At 66.7% G+C, this 15,837-nt stretch carries 13 protein-coding genes; 4 read left to right on the top strand and 9 right to left on the bottom strand.

All coding sequences use genetic code 11. The features are described 5' to 3' along the window. The gene (locus ACLQ2S_RS15415; RefSeq protein ID WP_425701908.1) at positions 1–1,218 is read left to right on the top strand and encodes a restriction endonuclease subunit S; all 1,218 of its coding nucleotides are present in this window, start codon (positions 1–3) and stop codon (positions 1,216–1,218) included. Between the two features lie 28 nt (positions 1,219–1,246). Beyond that, positions 1,247–4,462 (top strand): type I restriction endonuclease subunit R, encoded by a 3,216-nt coding sequence (locus ACLQ2S_RS15410; protein ID WP_425701907.1) that lies wholly within the window; start codon positions 1,247–1,249, stop codon positions 4,460–4,462. A 39-nt stretch (positions 4,463–4,501) separates the two neighbouring features. On the opposite strand, the gene ACLQ2S_RS15405 is transcribed toward ACLQ2S_RS15410, so the two are convergent. The 9 genes from ACLQ2S_RS15405 to ACLQ2S_RS15365 all read right to left on the bottom strand — a co-directional run bounded on the left by ACLQ2S_RS15405 (position 4,502) and on the right by ACLQ2S_RS15365 (position 12,024). Continuing rightward, the gene (locus ACLQ2S_RS15405; RefSeq protein ID WP_425701906.1) at positions 4,502–5,182 is read right to left on the bottom strand and encodes an AAA family ATPase; all 681 of its coding nucleotides are present in this window, start codon (positions 5,180–5,182) and stop codon (positions 4,502–4,504) included. A 9-nt stretch (positions 5,183–5,191) separates the two neighbouring features. Beyond that, positions 5,192–6,412 (bottom strand): NUDIX domain-containing protein, encoded by a 1,221-nt coding sequence (locus ACLQ2S_RS15400; protein WP_425701905.1) that lies wholly within the window; start codon positions 6,410–6,412, stop codon positions 5,192–5,194. Continuing rightward, positions 6,409–6,981, bottom strand: coding sequence for a hypothetical protein (locus ACLQ2S_RS15395; RefSeq protein ID WP_425701904.1), 573 nt, complete (start codon positions 6,979–6,981; stop codon positions 6,409–6,411). The genes ACLQ2S_RS15400 and ACLQ2S_RS15395 overlap by 4 nt, the downstream gene beginning before the upstream one ends. After that, positions 6,978–7,868 carry a hypothetical protein gene (locus tag ACLQ2S_RS15390; protein WP_425701903.1) on the bottom strand — a complete coding sequence of 297 codons (891 nt, stop codon included), beginning with the start codon at positions 7,866–7,868 and terminating at the stop codon, positions 6,978–6,980. Before ACLQ2S_RS15390 ends, ACLQ2S_RS15395 begins: the two co-directional genes overlap by 4 nt. Positions 7,869–7,915: 47 nt before the next feature. Beyond that, a complete protein-coding gene (locus ACLQ2S_RS15385; protein ID WP_425701902.1) occupies positions 7,916–8,854 on the bottom strand; it encodes a class I SAM-dependent methyltransferase in 939 nt (312 codons plus the stop codon). A gap of 17 nt (positions 8,855–8,871) precedes the next feature. Then, positions 8,872–9,555: a GOLPH3/VPS74 family protein gene (locus ACLQ2S_RS15380; protein ID WP_425701901.1), complete on the bottom strand. Its 684-nt coding sequence runs from the start codon at positions 9,553–9,555 to the stop codon at positions 8,872–8,874. Then, positions 9,552–10,397 carry an SAM-dependent methyltransferase gene (locus tag ACLQ2S_RS15375; protein WP_425701960.1) on the bottom strand — a complete coding sequence of 282 codons (846 nt, stop codon included), beginning with the start codon at positions 10,395–10,397 and terminating at the stop codon, positions 9,552–9,554. Before ACLQ2S_RS15375 ends, ACLQ2S_RS15380 begins: the two co-directional genes overlap by 4 nt. Positions 10,398–10,401: 4 nt before the next feature. Next, complete coding sequence (locus tag ACLQ2S_RS15370) at positions 10,402–11,427, bottom strand: acetamidase/formamidase family protein (RefSeq protein ID WP_425701900.1); 1,026 nt, start codon at positions 11,425–11,427, stop codon at positions 10,402–10,404. A 192-nt stretch (positions 11,428–11,619) separates the two neighbouring features. Continuing rightward, positions 11,620–12,024, bottom strand: coding sequence for a hypothetical protein (locus tag ACLQ2S_RS15365; protein WP_425701899.1), 405 nt, complete (start codon positions 12,022–12,024; stop codon positions 11,620–11,622). A 224-nt stretch (positions 12,025–12,248) separates the two neighbouring features. Between ACLQ2S_RS15365 and ACLQ2S_RS15360 the strand changes: the two genes are divergently transcribed. Both ACLQ2S_RS15360 and ACLQ2S_RS15355 read left to right on the top strand, forming a co-directional pair. Then, a complete protein-coding gene (locus tag ACLQ2S_RS15360) occupies positions 12,249–15,359 on the top strand; it encodes an orotidine 5'-phosphate decarboxylase / HUMPS family protein (RefSeq protein WP_425701898.1) in 3,111 nt (1,036 codons plus the stop codon). Next, a complete protein-coding gene (locus tag ACLQ2S_RS15355; protein ID WP_425701897.1) occupies positions 15,356–15,835 on the top strand; it encodes a GNAT family N-acetyltransferase in 480 nt (159 codons plus the stop codon). Before ACLQ2S_RS15360 ends, ACLQ2S_RS15355 begins: the two co-directional genes overlap by 4 nt. Positions 15,836–15,837 lie beyond the last annotated feature (2 nt).

The raw sequence follows: 15,837 nt of genomic DNA, 5'->3' as shown, positions 1-15,837 counted from the left end.
ATGTGGCCGAGACTCAAGTTTCAGGCATTAGCTTCACAGGATCGATGGTCGTTCACCATCGGCCCCTTCGGCTCGAAGGTCACGACGGCCGACTACCGGCTAAACGGGGTCCCGTTCATTCGAGGCGTGAACCTCGCTTCCGGGGTCTTCCTAGACGAAGACTTCGTCTTCATTGACGAGTCCACAGCCGATGATGTCAGGTCCGCCAACGCGAAGTCCGGCGACCTGATCTTCACTCGCAAGGGAACAATAGGACAAGTATCCATGATTCCCCGAAAGCCACGCTTCCCGAGATACGTGATCTCTGGGAGCCAGATGAAGGCGAGGCTTGAACCGTCCCGCGCCTTACCCGAGTTCTACTACTACTGGTTTCGGTCGCCGGAGGGACAGCACGCGCTGCTCTCGAACGCAGTCACTGTGGGCGTACCGAGTCTGGCGAACTCGCTTGAAACGCTGCGAAACATTGTGGTGCCCAATCCTCCCATCGAGGAGCAGCGAGCCATCGCGGAGGTCGTGGGGGCATTGGATGACAAGATTGCGGTCAACGACCGCATCGCCGCAACCTATGAGGACATTCTCCAGGCTAAGTTCGCCGCTCTGGGCACGGCAGAAGAAGGCGACTGTGCCGTCACCGAGCTGGTTGAGTTCAACCCTCGGACACCGCGATCTGCTCAGGACAATGCGGTTTACGTCGACATGGCGGCGCTACCTACGCGCCAATCCTCCATCCGAACCTGGGCCCATCGCCCCCCGAAGGGCGGTAGCCGGTTCCAGAATGGCGACACACTGCTAGCCCGCATTACCCCATGCTTGGAGAATGGCAAGACAGGATACGTAGACTTCCTGGATGATGATGAGATCGGGACCGGGTCAACTGAGTTCATTGTGATGCGCTCCAGGAAGGGCATCCCTCCTGAATTTTCGTACTTTCTTGCGCGACATGAACGATTCCGGGAGCACGCGATCCGAAAGATGGTGGGTTCCTCTGGACGTCAACGAGTGAGCGCTGCCGACGCGGCACACTTCTTCGTACGTCGGCCGGATTTCGGTCAACTATCAGCCTTTGGAGCCGAGGCGGCGGTCGCTTTCCGTCATTTGAAGTCCTTGATGGAGGAATCGCGGGTGCTTGAACGCCTGCGAGACACATTGCTGCCGGAGTTGATGTCGGGGCGGTTACGGGTCAAGGACGCCCAGAAGGTTGCCGAGGAAGAGGTTTAGGCCAAAAAGGTCTGCGGGAGGGGTTGGGATGGGGTTGAACGGGCGGATGAACGAGGCGAGCTGGGAGGCGCTCGCGCTGGAGCAGCTCGGCGAGCTTGGGTGGGAGCCCGGGCCCGGGAAGGACTTCGCGCCAGGCTCGGGGCAGCGGCGGGACTGGGCCGATCTGGTGCTTGTCGAGGACCTGCGGGCTGCGGTCGAGCGGCTCAACCCCGATCTGCCGCCCACGGCGGTCGCCGACGCGGTGCGGGTCGCCACCGACGTGGCCTCCCGGGAGGCGTTCGCCGAAAACCGGGAGGCGCACAAGCGGCTGGTCCACGGAATCCGCTCGATCGTCTACACCGACGCGTACGGCGCTGAGCACAACCCCACCGTGCGCCTGGCCGACCTGCACGACCCCGGCCGCAACGTCTACCGGGCGATCAACCAGGTCACGATCGTCGACGGTGACTTCCGGCGCCGGCTCGACATCGTGCTTTACCTCAACGGCTTGCCGGTCGCCATCATCGAGCTGAAGAACGCTGCCGACGAGAACGCCACCCTCACCGGCGCGCATGCCCAGCTCCAGACGTACCTCGCGGAGTTCCCGCTCGCCTTCCGGCACGCCGTGCTGTGCCTGATCTCCGACGGGATCACCGCGAAGTACGGCACCCCGTTCACCCCCTACGAACACTTCGCCCCCTGGAACATCGACGACGAGGGCAAGCCCGTCGACGCCACCGCGACTGACTACGACGGTCCGGAGGCGCTGATCGTCGCCCTCTTTGGTCTGTTCAACCAACGGCGCTTCCTGGAGCTCACCGACGGGTTCGTCAACTTCACGTCTCGAAGCAAGCGGATCGCCAAGGCACACCAGTACTTCGCGGTCATCCGGGCCGTCGAGTGCATCGTGCGGGCGTCGCAGAGCGACGGAAAGGCGGGCGTCGTCTGGCACACCCAGGGCTCCGGCAAGTCCGAGGAGATGGTGTGCACGGCGGCGCTGACCGCCCGCCACCCCGCCCTGAAGAACCCAACCATCGTCGTGCTCACCGACCGCACCGACCTCGACGATCAGCTCTACGGCACATTCCAGGACAGCCAGATGCTGCTCGGTCAGGAGCCGGAACAGGCCGAAACCCGCGCCGAGCTACGCGACAAGCTGTCGAACCGGAACGCCGGCGGCATCATCTTCACGACCTTGCAGAAGTTCGGGCGTACGAAAGAGGAACGGGTGGCCGGAAGGTCGCATCCGCTGCTTTCCGAGCGCCGCAACATCCTGGTGATCGTCGACGAGGCGCACCGCAGCCACTACGACAGCCTGGACGGCTACGCCCGACACCTGCGCGACGCGCTGCCGCATGCCACGTTCATCGCTTTCACCGGCACCCCGATCGCCACCGCCGAAGTGAACACCCGCGCCGTCTTCGGTAACTACATCGACGTGTACGACCTCAAGCGCGCCGTCGACGACGAGGCGACCGTGCGGGTCTACCACGAGCCGCGGATCATCCCGGTGTCGCTGCCGCCCGACATCGACCCGGACAGCATCGATGAGCAGGTGGAGACGCTTACCGCCAGCCTGGACGACGCGGAGCGGCGTAAGGCCGAGGCGTACGCCGCCACCATGAACACCATCTACGGCGCCCCCGACCGGGTCGCAACCCTAGCCAAGGATCTGGTCGACCACTGGGAGAAGCGGCGCGAGCTGATGCGGCCGCAACTCGGCGGGCCGGGCAAGGCGATGCTCGTCTGTGCGACCCGGGAAATCTGCGTCCGCGTCTTCGACGCCATCAAGGTGCTGCGGCCCGACTGGGCGGACCCGGCCATCGACAAGGGCAAGATGAAGGTCGTCTTCCATGGGGTGCCGAGCGACGAGAAGGAACTGCGGCCGCATCACCTGCGTCCGTCGCAGCAGCGGACCGTCCAGGCCCGTGCCAAGGACCCGAACGACGAGCTGGAGCTGCTCATCGTGCACTCGATGCTGCTCACCGGCTACGACGCGCCGCCGATCCACACCATCTACATGGACCGGCCGATGAAGGGCGCCAACCTCATGCAGGCGCTCGCCCGGGTCAACCGACGTTTCCGAGAGAAGCAGGACGGGCTGCTGGTTGGCTACGCCCCGCTGACCGAAAACCTGCGCAAGGCGCTCACCGAGTACACCCCCAGCGACCAGGAAGACCAGACCCTCGGCAGGGAGATCGACCGGGCGATCAGCGAGGTACACAACGAGATCTCCGTCATCGAGACCATGCTGGCCCCGGTAAAGTGGCGGGCGATCCTCGACGACCAGAAGAACCCGACTCGCTGGCTTCGGGCGGTACGGAAGGCCGCCAACTTCCTGCGCGACCCGCGCACCCCCGGCAACGCCGTCGATCCCGGCACGAAGCCGCTGCACCAACGCTTCCGCGACTCGGCGGGCCGGCTGGAACGGTTCTACACGCTCTGCGCCACCAGCCGCGACTTCGTCAACCGTTCCGGCGACATCCAACGCCTGCGCCGCGACATCCACTTCTTCCGCGACGTCCGGGTCTGGATCGTCAAGGAGGAAGCCGCCGACCGGGAGGCCAAGGGACTGCCCAACACGGCACAAGTTGAGCGCTACCTCTCCCAACTCGCCGCCGAAGTGGTCGACGCCGCCGACATCACCGACATCTACGAGGAAGCCGGCCTCGGCAAGCTCGACATCACCGAGCTCAACGGAGTCGCCTTGCAGCGCCTGCAGAACTCGGACACCCCACACCTCGCCGCCTCAGCGCTCCGCCGGCTGATCGAGCGGAAGATGCGTGAGGTCACCAAGCACAACGTGGTTCGGCAGGAACGCTTCTCCGCCCAGCTCGAAGACCTGATGAACCGCTACATGCGCCAGCAGCTGACCAGCGCGCAGCTGATCGTCGAGCTGGTCGAGCTGGCGAAGGAGGTGTCTGCGGACGCCCGGCGCGGCCAGCAGTTCGACCCTCCGCTCAACCACGCCGAGTTGGCCTTCTACGACGCCGTCGCGCAGAACGGCGCGGCCACCGAACTCATGGGCGTCGGCACCCTGGCGGAGATCGCCCGAGAACTGGTCAAGTCAATCCAGACCTCGATCACGGTGGACTGGTTCTCCCGCGAACCGGTACGCGCCAAGCTCCGCAGCCACATACGCCGCCTGCTCGCACGCTACGACTACCCGCCCGACCACGAGCGGGCCGCCGTCGACCTGGTCATCCGCCAGATGGAAACCTTCGCAAACGAGTGGGCCCCGGGAGGACAGGCAGCCCAGCGGTGACGGAATCGGCGCTACGTGCGTCTGCTTTGGATATCCAAGCTATGCATCCGACGGTGCCGCCAAGCGGCCAAGCACGGGCGTGAGGCCCGCCTCGGTGTTGGCCGCGATGCCCGCCGCGGCGTCGAGTGGTAGCAGTGGTAGGACTGTGCAGGAGAAGGCCGCCATTTCGGCTACTAACGCCGTCAGGTAGCGGACGTAGGTAGACGTCAGCTCCTCACGCTTCGCCAGCCGACCGAGGACCAGATCCAGGTCTGCTGACTGCTCTGGCAGCCGGAGCTCCATCGACATGCACGCTTCGACGGCTACGAGGTGGCGTATGTGCTGTTCGACTCGCGCTCGGTGCTGGCCGTTGGACGGAGGTCGCAGCCGAGGGTCGTCCGGCGAGGGTATGCCGGTCTTGTGGTGGGCCAGCGCGGAGCAGATGACCGTCTTGGGGCCACGGTCGACGAGCACGACGTCGTGAGCGCGGCGGGTTCCGGCTGTCGTGATCAACCACTCAATGCGGCGTGTCTTGGCTTCGAGTAGCGCGTGGGCGATCTGGATACCTGGTGTTGTCCGTGCCCAGGGAGCGAAGTCCTCCGGTGCGGACAGCTCGTTCAGGTAGGTCCACAGCGGCGGTGCGTGCGTGACGGTACGCCCGTGTGCGACCAGGGCCGGGGCGAGGTTGTCGATGAGAGTGGACTTGCCGCTGCCGTCGGGGCCATCGATGAAGACGATCATGGTCGCTGCTCAGGTGGCCTGGATCGTGGTGCGTCGACCATGAGGGGCGGCTGCGAGCTGGTGTAGTTCCTCCAACGCTGAGGGCACCTGACTGGCGAGCTGCTCGGCTCGAATGAGGTCGGCCGCACCGGTACGGCGGTATGTGTCGTAGTCGTTGAGTATCCGTGCCGCCTCGGTGCCGGGCCAGTGCTGGTCGAGGGTGGCCACGACGTCGGGCAAGCGGAGCAATGCCTGGGCGTCGAGGGTGAGAATGGTTTGACGGGCAGCACTGGACAGCACCGCCAAGCTACGGCGAGCGTGATCAGTGCGGTCGATGGCGGTGGCGGGTGTCGCCGCTTGACGCTGGTGAGCAAAGTCGAGCAGATGACCGATATCGGCAGCCAGGTCGGCAACGTGAGGCGGTTCCGGCAGCGACGGCGCGCTGGTGCCGGCCACGATCGGAAGGTCGATGTGGGTTCGACGCAGGACGGCGCGCAGCTTCATGGCATGCAGCCGCTTGATCCCGTCGGCATTGGCGTCGTCGGAGCGGGCGAGGTGCAGTGAGATGCGGATGCCGGTTTGGTCGCTGACCTCGTCGGCGAGTTGGCGCAGGGCGAGGGCGGCCGGGGATGCGGGTTCGAGTCCCCAGGCGATGAGGTCGAGGTCGCTCCAGCCTTCGATGAAGTCTCCGCGTGCGCCGGAGCCGCATAGGGCGGCACCGGCACCGGGATGCCTGGCGAGCAGGGCGTTGGCCTGGCGGCTGAAGCCCCACACCGCTTGGCTGAGGGCGTCGCTGTAGTCGAGCGGGCCGCTGCGGCGCCAGGCGATGATCTCGTCGGCCCGTCGGACGTACTCGTGGAAGCTGGCGTGGCTCGCGGCGGTCAGCGCGTCGGGCAGGTCGTGCCATTGGGCGGCGACGAACCCTTCGCTCTGCCGGGCGGTGGCGGTCGTGTCGATGGCCGCGAACAGGAACCAGTCGACGGTCTTCCGCGCTGGCGTGCCGTCCTGGTCGGTGAAGCGGTATGCCTCCTGTCCGAGGTAGGCGACGTAGCGCATGTCGTGCAGCCCGGCCTCTTCTGATACTTCCCGGGCGGCGGCGATCAGCGGCGACTCGCCCGGCTCGATGCGCCCTTTCGGGGCGACCACCTGACGTTCGCCAGTGGTTCGGATCTGCTCCAACAGCAGCATTCGCGGACGGTGCAGGTCCGCGGAGACGACGATCGCGCCAGCGGAGGAGTACAGCCGTGTCATGAGTGTTCCGTCCTCGTGATGGAAGGGCAGGTCGCGGCGTAGACGTCGTCGAGCGTCGCCGTGAAGTGGGCGAGGTCGTGGCGATTGTCGATCCAATGATCGGCAATCTGCTGCCAGCGGGGCAGTTGCTCGTTCACTCGCTTCCGAGCATCTTTGGCCTTGACGAGAGCGTGGGCCGCAGTTTGGTCGATGTTGATGGCCACGGCCAGGCGATTCACGCGTACAGGCTCGGCTGCTGTGATGAAGACGATGGCGGCGGGACCGGGCCAGGATGCCTTGGTGGCGTTAGCGAGTTCGGCGTCGATGAAGCTCTCCACCACGGCCATGTCGGCCGCCCCGGTGCGGGCGTGCTCGTGGAGAGCCGAAAGGAACTCGTCCGTGTCGAAGCCTTCACGGGTGGAGACTCCCTCGTGCCGCACCTCTGTGCCGGAGGTCAATGCCAGCAGGATCGTACGGATCTTGATCCGTTGTGCGCCGCGCTGCGTCAGGTGGATGCCGGCGGTCGACTTGCCGCTCTCGCTGGTGCCGGCCAGCAGAATCAGCCCGCGCCGCGCGGTCAGGGCTGTCACAGCGCCTCCACGGCGTGTTTGACCGCCTCGACGCTGAAGGCGATATCGGCAGGCGACCCGATGCCGACCCGGAAGGTCGGTACCCGGGACAACCTGTCGAGCACAGTGCGAGGCGGCGTGCACAGTTGTGTTCGGCGGTTCAGTAGCGGGTGTCCGGAGGCGAACCGGACCTGGTGCGGATCGCTGAAAATACTGACGTGATCGAGGCTGGGGTCGATCAGTTTCGCGACGTGATCGGTGACCGCGCTGGTCAGCAGGATGCCGGCCTGGGCGGGGTCGATCTGTTCCAGCTTGCCGGCGGGGATCCCGCTGTCCGGCACGACGATGAGCGCCAGGCTTACTGCGGTCTTGGCCGTACCGACGGGTGCCAGTTGGTCTGGGAAGAGGAGACGGCGGTCGGGGTGTTCGGGTGCCAGATAGGGGGCCATGTCGCCGCGTACGTGCCAGGGCAACCGTGGTGCCGGGGCGACGACGATCTTCTCGCGGTCACAGGTGACGAAGGTGAACTCATCGACGAGCAGGGCGCAGCCGGCCTTTGCCAGGCCCAACGCCAGCGATGTCTTGCCCTGCCCGAGTCCGCCGTCGAGGACCGCGACAGCCCGACCATCGTCGGTGCCGGTCACGGCGCTGCCGTGCAGCAGCACACGCCGGTCGGCAGTGCCCAGCAGGGCCAGGCACCGCGCCCCAGCCTGCAAGATCGCAATCTCCAGGACCGTTGGGGACACCGTCGTCATGCTGGGGACAACGAGCGACACCCTGCCTGTCTGCTCATCGACCAGTAGTTCCGCCTGCTCTCCCTCGACGATGCGCATCTGATACCGAACGGGCGTCGGTACGCCATCAATGCTGATCCGGTCGATGAATCGCTGTAGGTGCGGTTGGCGCACCGCTGTCGCGTCGAGGTGAAGGCGCCGGTCACCGAACTCCAGAACCCTCATGGCGCACACCCTGTGGGCTTGCTCAGCAGCAGCCAGGACGAGTAACCGCGGTGACGGTTACGGACCGGCGACAGGCTTCCGTCCATGAGTCCCGCCTCGTCGGTCACCCGCATGTGCTTGGCGAGCCCGGCGTCGCGTGTCAGGTGGCGCAGTTCCTCCACGGTGGTGAGGTGCGCGTAGCCGGGTGCCGCGCCGGTGGCCTTGTTGGCCAGGTAGATGATGTCGCGCGGCGGCAGCGGCAACGAGCCGTGCCGCCCTTGGCCGAGCCACTTCAGGTGTCGTGCTGCCGCGTCCAGCCGGTTGGCCAACCGCAGCAGGCCGAACCGTCCGGGGAAGTACCAGTTGAACGCCTCGACGATGACGGTCCCGCCAGGTGCGCACACGCGCCAGAACTCGCGGAGAGCCGCCTGCCGCTCGGCGACGGTTGGCAGGGCGTTGAACGAGAACCTGAGGCACCACACCTGGTCGAAGTTGCCGTCTGGGAACGGGAGATCCGCCATGCTGGCATGGACGTACGTCGCCAGCGGGGTCGATGCGCGTGCCGCGTTCAGGGTCGCCCCGTTGACGTCGACGCCTGTGATGTTGCCGCCCAAGGTGGTGACGGCTCGCGTTACCCTGCCCGCTCCGCAGCCGACGTCGAGGATCCGACTTCCGTGTCCGTACCGGGAGAACAGTGTTTCCTCGCATGGACGGAGCGAAGCCTTGCCGTAGAAGGTCGTCTCGCCCGCATAGTGCACCGTGTTGAGCGCTCGGATCATGTCGCCGTAGCCGACCTCGTCGTAGCGCGAATCAAGATCGTTGCCCTTTGGCTCGCGCTTCCTCCCGGCTGTGGGGCTATCAGGAAACGTGGCAGCTCTCGACACGGGCGAGTCTTCCTCTTGAAGGTTCGAGCGGGTCTGTTCGTCTGGTACGGCCTTGCGGAGCGGTGTGGACATCCGGGATCTCCTACGGGCTAGCGGTAGGTGGTGGTGAGGTCACCGACGGCGGTATCGACGGCAGCGGTGATTGCCTGTACCGATTGGTGGTGCTCGCGGGCGATGGCAGCGAGGTACGCCGTCAGGGCATCGACGTCCTCGTCGAGGTGGAGGTAGGTGGTCAGGCCCAGGGCGGCGACTAGACCGGCGAGGGCGCCGGTGTGGCTGTCGGGCTGCTCACGGCCCTCCGCCACGTATCGCAGGCGGGTCCGGGCCACGATCGACCATCTGCTGTCCGTCAGGAGGTAGGTGTCGGTATGTACGAGGCCGCCCAGGCGTCGGCGGGTGGTCTGCCGCAGGATCCCGGCGGCGACGAGGCCCGCTCGGGCGCGCTCGTACAGGTCGTCAGCGAAGCCGAGGAGGAACTCCCTCACCGGTGGGTTCGCATGACCGTGACGGATGTAGCCGATGGCGCTGTCGGCGATCAGATCGCCTACCGGCTGGTAGCTGCGGAGGTGTAACCACTGCTCGACAGCCGGGTGGGAGTCATCCTTCGCCGAGGTAAGGACGATCCGCCCGGCCAGGAAGAGGTCGATCAGGACCGCGCCGGCTAGGCCGAGCGCCAGCGCCTGCCGGTCGATGTACGGCTGACCGTTGTCGTCGTCGTGGCCGATCAGGAACAGTTCGTCGCGCAGGGGCAGCGGCGTTCGAGGAACTGTCATCGGCCGGCTCCTTTGATGCCGACGCCCCCGAGGAAGCCGGCGAGGAAAGGGCTGGCTGACGCGGGACTTCCTGCCACCTGGTCGTCAGCATCAGGGCGCCACTGGGCGACAGGGAAGAGTGCTGTGCCGGTGGCGGGTACGGCAGATCGGTTGGCGGGCAGCATGGTGAAGTCGCCGAACAGTGCCTCGATCTCGGCAGCGGCACGCAGTTGAAGTGGGGTGGGTGTGCGCTGGTACAGCCGCTGCACCTCCTCGGTCTCGGCGGTGATCGTGCCGGAGGTCGCGTGGGAGATGACGAGGGCGCTGCCAGGGCTCATCGCGGCGCGGAATGGTTTCACGATGGCTTCGACGTCCCCCGGGATGAAGTGCAGGACCGATACGAACAGGACGGCCACGGGGCGGGTGAGGTCGATCAGCCGCTGTGTGGCGGGACTTTGGAGGATGAAGTCCGGGAAACAGATATCGGCCTGAATGACGTCAACGAACGGGTGGTCACCGAGCAGCGCCCTGGCGTACGCGACGGCTACCGGCTCGACATCGACGTACAGCACCCGAGCATCGGCGTTGATGCGGTGGGCGATGTCGTGCACGTTGCCTACGGTCGGAATCCCCGATCCGAGGTCGAGGAACTGGTGAATGCCCTGCTGGAGCGCGTAACGGACGGCACGGCGGAGAAACGCACGGTTGGCGCGGGCCGCGTCGGCGACATGCGGCGCGACGGCGAGGACGGCGTCCGCAGCCCGGCGGTCAGCAGCGAAGTTGTGGCTGCCGCCGAGGAAGTAGTCGTACATGCGGGCGGCATTCGGACGAGTCAGGTCTAGCTCGGCGGGCGCCCAGCTCATCGCCTCAGTTCCCATGCGCTTTTCCTGGTTGCTTGATCTGGGCCTCGGCGATGCGACGTAACCGCTGATGCACTCCGTCGTACGGGTTCGCGCCGGCCAGGACGGCTTTGTTGAGGGCGGCGTGCATGGTGTACAGCGGGTCGCAGACGTTGCCGGGCGCGGCTCGACCGGCCTGCGAGACGACCTGGTAGGCGTCGAGGATCTCCAGGCCGGTCAGCTGCGCGGTCCAGGCCACCAGGTCGTGCTGGCTGATGCGGTAGGCATCCTCCAGCGGACGGGCCGCGCCGATCGAGATGATCCGATAGTCGGTCTCGATACGCGGCCACGGGGTCGGCACGCCCTTGATCAGGTCGACGACGACGCTGACGTTCATGGCGGTCTCCACCGCAACACCACACGCCTCCCCCTGCCCCTGACGGGCGTGGCCGTCGCCGAGGGCGAAGAGCGCGCCGGGGACGTTGACGCCGAGGTAGACGGTGGTGCCGAGGTGGATCTCCGGAGTGTCGAGGTTCCCGCCGTGCGCGTCGGGCACCAGGGTGGAGCGGGCCTCGCCGCCGGCCGGGGCCACGCCGACGGTGCCGAGCGTCGGTTCGAGTGGCATGACGATGCTGTGGTCGGAGCGGCGGGCGTGGAAGGTCACGGTGTCGGCGGCGGTGTCGATGGTGTAGCGCCACACCCGCTCCTCCAACGGCGGGTGCAGCATGGCCGTGCTCCGGGTGCCGGTCAGCGCCCCGAAATGCGGGAAGGTGGCGGACACGCCCCAGTCGCGGGCCGGGGTGATGGCCGCGAAATGCAGCGCGAGAGTGTCCCCCGGTTCCGCGCCGACCACGTGGAAGGGGCCGGTGACCGGGTTGAACGCCTGACACACCTGCGACGGCAGATCATCCACCGTGCGTACGGCACCGCCATAGCAGTCCTCGGTGCTGGTGACCAGCAGGCTGCCCGGCTCGATCTCCAGTACCGCCGGGTGACCACCGAAGGTGTAGCGCAACTCTCCGGGGGCCGGCCGGTAGGTGACGACGTTGGTCATGCTGCCTCCCGTCCCTTCATCAGCCCGGACCGCGAAGGGACCCGCGCCACGTCAATTCCCGGCGGAGGCGCTGTCTGCCTGGTGCTCATGCCGTTCCGTTCCTTCCGTCATCGACTCCGGCGTTGATCGGAGTTCCTCTGGTTGCCTGCTGTGGATTGATGGACCAGCGCGTGGAGAGCTACTGGTTCGCCGTCAGGGGCGCCAGGTGATGGACAGGTCCTGCGCGCAGCCACCGACCCGGACGGCGACGAACAAGCGGCGAAAGATTCGCCTGAGTTCCTCAGGCGAGGCGTCCGCCACCAGGCCCGGTGCCGGCCCGGCCACCGCCTTCAGAACAAGCTGCTCGATGTTCGCGGCGTCCACGGCCGTCAACCGGCAACCGCAGGGCCCACGGTAGGCACGCCGACCGAGCATCAGGACGGGCTGCAGGGAGATGCCGCAACTGCGGCAGCACAGCAGACCATCGAGGGTGTACGTCGCCGAGGTGGGCAGGCCGAGCCGCGTCGTCCGTTCACCTCCGGAGTCGGGGCCGGCACGTCGAGCACGGTCGTGCACGTTGTTGCTGCGCACGTCAATGGCCACATGCACCTCCACCATCAGCGCTGCCCGTAATGCGAGGGCTGGTCACAGCGGTGGCGTGGGTCCGAATCGCCGATCCACCGCCGTGGTTGTCTGTGCAACCAGCCTGCGGGTCCGATCCGGCCCTGACGATGCGTGAACGTCCTAGTGTTGTCCTAGTTTCAGCTCGTCTGCGCCGGCCGTCGTCTACTACGCTGCCGACTGCGACAATGACGCTGAGTGCACGGCCCTGGGGGATACCAGTGGAGACGGTACGGCGGTGGACCGGCCGCGAGGCCAAGGCATTTCGCCTGGCGCTACGTATGAGCGTGCGCGGTTTCGCCGAACACCTGGGGGTCAATCCAGCGGCCGTCTCCAACTGGGAGAAGCGTGGTGCCACGAGCCGGATGCGCTACGAGACCCAGCAGATGCTCGACGTCGACCTCGCGCGATCGCCGACCGAGGTCAAGCAGCGATTCACCCAGGTCCTCAAGGCGTCAGCCGCTCCCGTGCCAAGCCAATCGCGGGCTCCCGCCGATGGCTCTCAGCAGACAAGACAGGACCTCGGTGCCCGTTCCAGTGAACGGACCACCGCCATTCTCGCGGCGCTCGGTGGCCAGCAGCCCGACGACCTCGTCTACGTGCCGCCGGCTGACGTCCAGCGTCTGGTCGCGGACTTTCTCGCCTCGACCGCCCGCGTCTACCTGCTCACCGGCCCGCCTGGCGGTGGCAAGACCAGCTTCACCCGCCATCTGGCGGCGCAGGCTTCCGGAGTCGATGTACAGCTGCTGACGGCGGACTCATGGACTGAGGACATCGACCTGGCGCGCGAGATCCTCCGCTACGGCTCCCTGCCGGCCGGGGAGGATCCCTTACTGACCTTGGAAGGTGAGAGCCAGAGCCTGTCCAGGCCGCTGTTCGTCGTCATCGATAGTCCGCAGTCCCGCGCCGTGGTGGAGAAGGTCTGCCGCCAACTCGACGGCGCGCTGCGGCAGGTGCTGTCAGGGAACCTGAGATTCCTCCTCGTACTGCGCACGCCGCCGGAGATCGAGCTCGCGCCCTACCCCGTTCTGGCGGCGGCAGTCATGCCAGGTCAGGACCACGGCGTCGGCGGATCGCTGCGGCTGGAGCGATGGGACGCTGGCAGCGCCCGGCAGGTATGGAACGCCCAGCGGTCCGAGAGCGAGCCTTCGTTCGACGTGCTGCCGGCGAAGATTCGCAACTTGGTCCGCCTGCCGCTGTACATGAGCCTCATCCGTGCCGCCAAGTCGACCGAGCCACTCGGGCACACCGATGCCTACCGGCTCGTGGAATTCTGCGTCGCCTCGATCTTGAAAGCGGCGGGACTTGATGTCGAACGCACGACCGCAGACCTGACGGCTCTCGCGCGCCGGCAACTCGCCGCGGCCTGGCCCCACCCCCTACTCCCGGCGCTCGATGACGGCCCAGGCGATGACGATCACCTCACCGCGTCCTCGGTCGCGGGGCTCGTACGACCCGGACCGACCGGTGCTCTGGCGTTCCATCACGACGTCATTCGTGAGTACCTTTTCGCGCGGTGGCTCGCCCAGCTCATCGAGGCCCACGGCCGCTCGACCACCACCATCGAGCTCCTCAACGACCTAGCCGCTCGCACCAGCACATCAGCCGACCTGCGAGGCGTCCTGGAATTCGCCCTTCAGGGCTTGGATGCCACGTCGCCGGAGCTGCTGGCCGCCGTCGCCCAGTCACCGTCGGTCAGCATCACCGAAACGCTGCCGTTGATGCTCGAGCTCACCGGCGACACCCCGACCTTCGCCACGGCAGAAGTGCTGCGCGTGTGCGCCTCCCGGTGCCTACACGACAACGGCCTGCCACTCGCCAGAGCCCTCTTGCACGCCAGCGCAGCCACCACCGCCCTCGGCGCGGAGTACCCGCGATGGATGCTGCGGGTACTGCGCCGCTTCGGCCCGGCGGTCTGGGACGACATCGTGGCGTGCGTCGAGACGCAGCTACCCATCGCGGCCATCCACGACTTCGTCCGACTCGCGCAACTCGACACGGTAGAAGACGCGGTGTTCCTCGCCCGACACTTCTACGTCTTCATCGCCACCGACGACGGTCGGTCACAAGAGCTGGAGGCGCTCCTCGCCCACCCCGACTGGCGAGCCCGCGCAGCCGTCGCCGAAGGGATCCAAGCCGGCCGCGCCATCCCACCACAAACGATGACCACGATCCTGGAAGCGTTGGTCACGGACCGCGACTACAAGGTCCGCGCCGCCGTCGCCGACGCCGCCGGCCGCTCCACCGCGCCCGGCACGGAGCACCTGCTCGCCACTCTCCTCGAAGACCGGAACTGGCACGTCCGCGAGCGCCTCCTCCAAGGGCTCGCCGCTCGTGCCGGGCACGACCACTCGGCCGCCGACCTGGTGATCAGGAAGCAGGAGGCGTGGCGAAGCGGCCCTCGGAACGTCCGAGTCGCCGCTCAGCGGCTCCTGCTCAAATCCGGCAGACGACCGGTTCAAGACGACGACTCCGCTCGCGGTGCCCTGTTCGGGCTGCTCCGAGAGATCCGCACCGGCGCCCTACGGCTACCCGCGAACGTTCAAACCGCCTTGGTCAGCGAGGGCGTCGCCTCGACCGACTGGCTCGTTCGTGCCGAAGCCAGCCTGCTTGACGGACAGGGCGCGGGCACGAACACGACGGTAGGCATCAGCAAGGAAGCCTTCCGCCGACTCCGAGACGGACGCGCACTCCAAGTCGCACTCGATGTCCGCGACGTCGACTACGCCATCCGCGTCGCGCAGGCCGCCGCCACTGCCGGCGTGCAGTTCATCGAGATCGGCGACCCCCTCATCAAGAGCGTCGGTATCCAGGCCATCAGCGCCATTAAGCAACAAGCTCCTGGCACGTGGGTCGTGGCCGAGATGATGTCCGCAGACTGGGGGCGCGACCAGGTCGTTCTCGCCGCCGAGGCCGGAGCCGACGTCGTACTCCTCATCGGACCCGCCAGCATCGCCAGTGTGTCGGCAGCCGTCGAAGCGAGCAAACGCCTCGCGGTCCCCGTCGTCATCGACGTGCCCGAGGGGCGGCTGACCCAAGGCTGGGTCCAGGACATGGAACGCACGGGCATCGACGGCTTCGCCATCACCACGAACATCGACCTGGGCGTGGCCGGCTTTCACCCCCTCGACCAAGCACAACTCATCAGGTCGTGGACAAAGCTACCGATCGCGGTATCCGGCGGCTTCGAACCCACCGACGTCGAAGCCAGCCGACGACACTCATGGGACATCCTCGTCATCGGCCGCGGAGTCACCGACTCCCTGGACCCGACCACCGCCGCACGTGACCTCACCGCATCGATCAAGCTTACCGAAGGGCAACACCGATGATCATCACCCCGCTTACGGTCGACCGGATTTCCGACCTCAAGAAACTGTTGGCGCTCGGAGAGCCGTACATCAGGCTGCGGGGCTCATCGGACTACTGGCTGTACGCCACGCTGTTCGCGAACACCTGCCCGATTGCCATCGTTGACGGGCAGGTCGTCGGCAGCGTGATCGCCTTCCGAAGCCAGATCGACCCGTCCGAGATCTACCTCCAGGACGTGATGACCCACCCGAACCACCGCCGCGCGGGGATCACACGAGCGCTGATCGAAGACGTCCACCGCCAGGGCTCCCTCTGGCAATGCCAGCGCCTCTTCCTTACCTCGGAACCCGACAACCAGGCCGCGCACCGGGCGTGGCTCGCCCTGGGCTTCACCAACGTTCCCGGCGACGCCGTCGAGCACGGAGTATCGGTGATCCACGACTACAAGGGGCCTGGGAAACACCGCGCGGTGTACGAACGGCGAATTGAACGCTGACG

It is taken from the genome of Micromonospora sp. DT48 (assembly GCF_049844495.1).
Lineage (GTDB): Bacteria > Actinomycetota > Actinomycetes > Mycobacteriales > Micromonosporaceae > Micromonospora.
Note: the sequence above shows the minus strand (reverse complement) of the source record. Positions and strands in the feature narration are given on the sequence as shown.

What these genes read in the sequence shown, in the direction of transcription:
- ACLQ2S_RS15415 (WP_425701908.1), top strand. Translation starts at nt 1, where the DNA reads ATGTGGCCGAGACTCAAGTTTCAGGCATTAGCTTCACAGGATCGATGG.
- ACLQ2S_RS15410 (WP_425701907.1), top strand. Translation starts at nt 1,247, where the DNA reads ATGGGGTTGAACGGGCGGATGAACGAGGCGAGCTGGGAGGCGCTCGCG.
- ACLQ2S_RS15405 (WP_425701906.1), bottom strand. Translation starts at nt 5,182, where the DNA reads ATGATCGTCTTCATCGATGGCCCCGACGGCAGCGGCAAGTCCACTCTC.
- ACLQ2S_RS15400 (WP_425701905.1), bottom strand. Translation starts at nt 6,412, where the DNA reads ATGACACGGCTGTACTCCTCCGCTGGCGCGATCGTCGTCTCCGCGGAC.
- ACLQ2S_RS15385 (WP_425701902.1), bottom strand. Translation starts at nt 8,854, where the DNA reads ATGTCCACACCGCTCCGCAAGGCCGTACCAGACGAACAGACCCGCTCG.
- ACLQ2S_RS15380 (WP_425701901.1), bottom strand. Translation starts at nt 9,555, where the DNA reads ATGACAGTTCCTCGAACGCCGCTGCCCCTGCGCGACGAACTGTTCCTG.
- ACLQ2S_RS15375 (WP_425701960.1), bottom strand. Translation starts at nt 10,397, where the DNA reads ATGAGCTGGGCGCCCGCCGAGCTAGACCTGACTCGTCCGAATGCCGCC.
- ACLQ2S_RS15370 (WP_425701900.1), bottom strand. Translation starts at nt 11,427, where the DNA reads ATGACCAACGTCGTCACCTACCGGCCGGCCCCCGGAGAGTTGCGCTAC.
- ACLQ2S_RS15365 (WP_425701899.1), bottom strand. Translation starts at nt 12,024, where the DNA reads ATGGTGGAGGTGCATGTGGCCATTGACGTGCGCAGCAACAACGTGCAC.
- ACLQ2S_RS15355 (WP_425701897.1), top strand. Translation starts at nt 15,356, where the DNA reads ATGATCATCACCCCGCTTACGGTCGACCGGATTTCCGACCTCAAGAAA.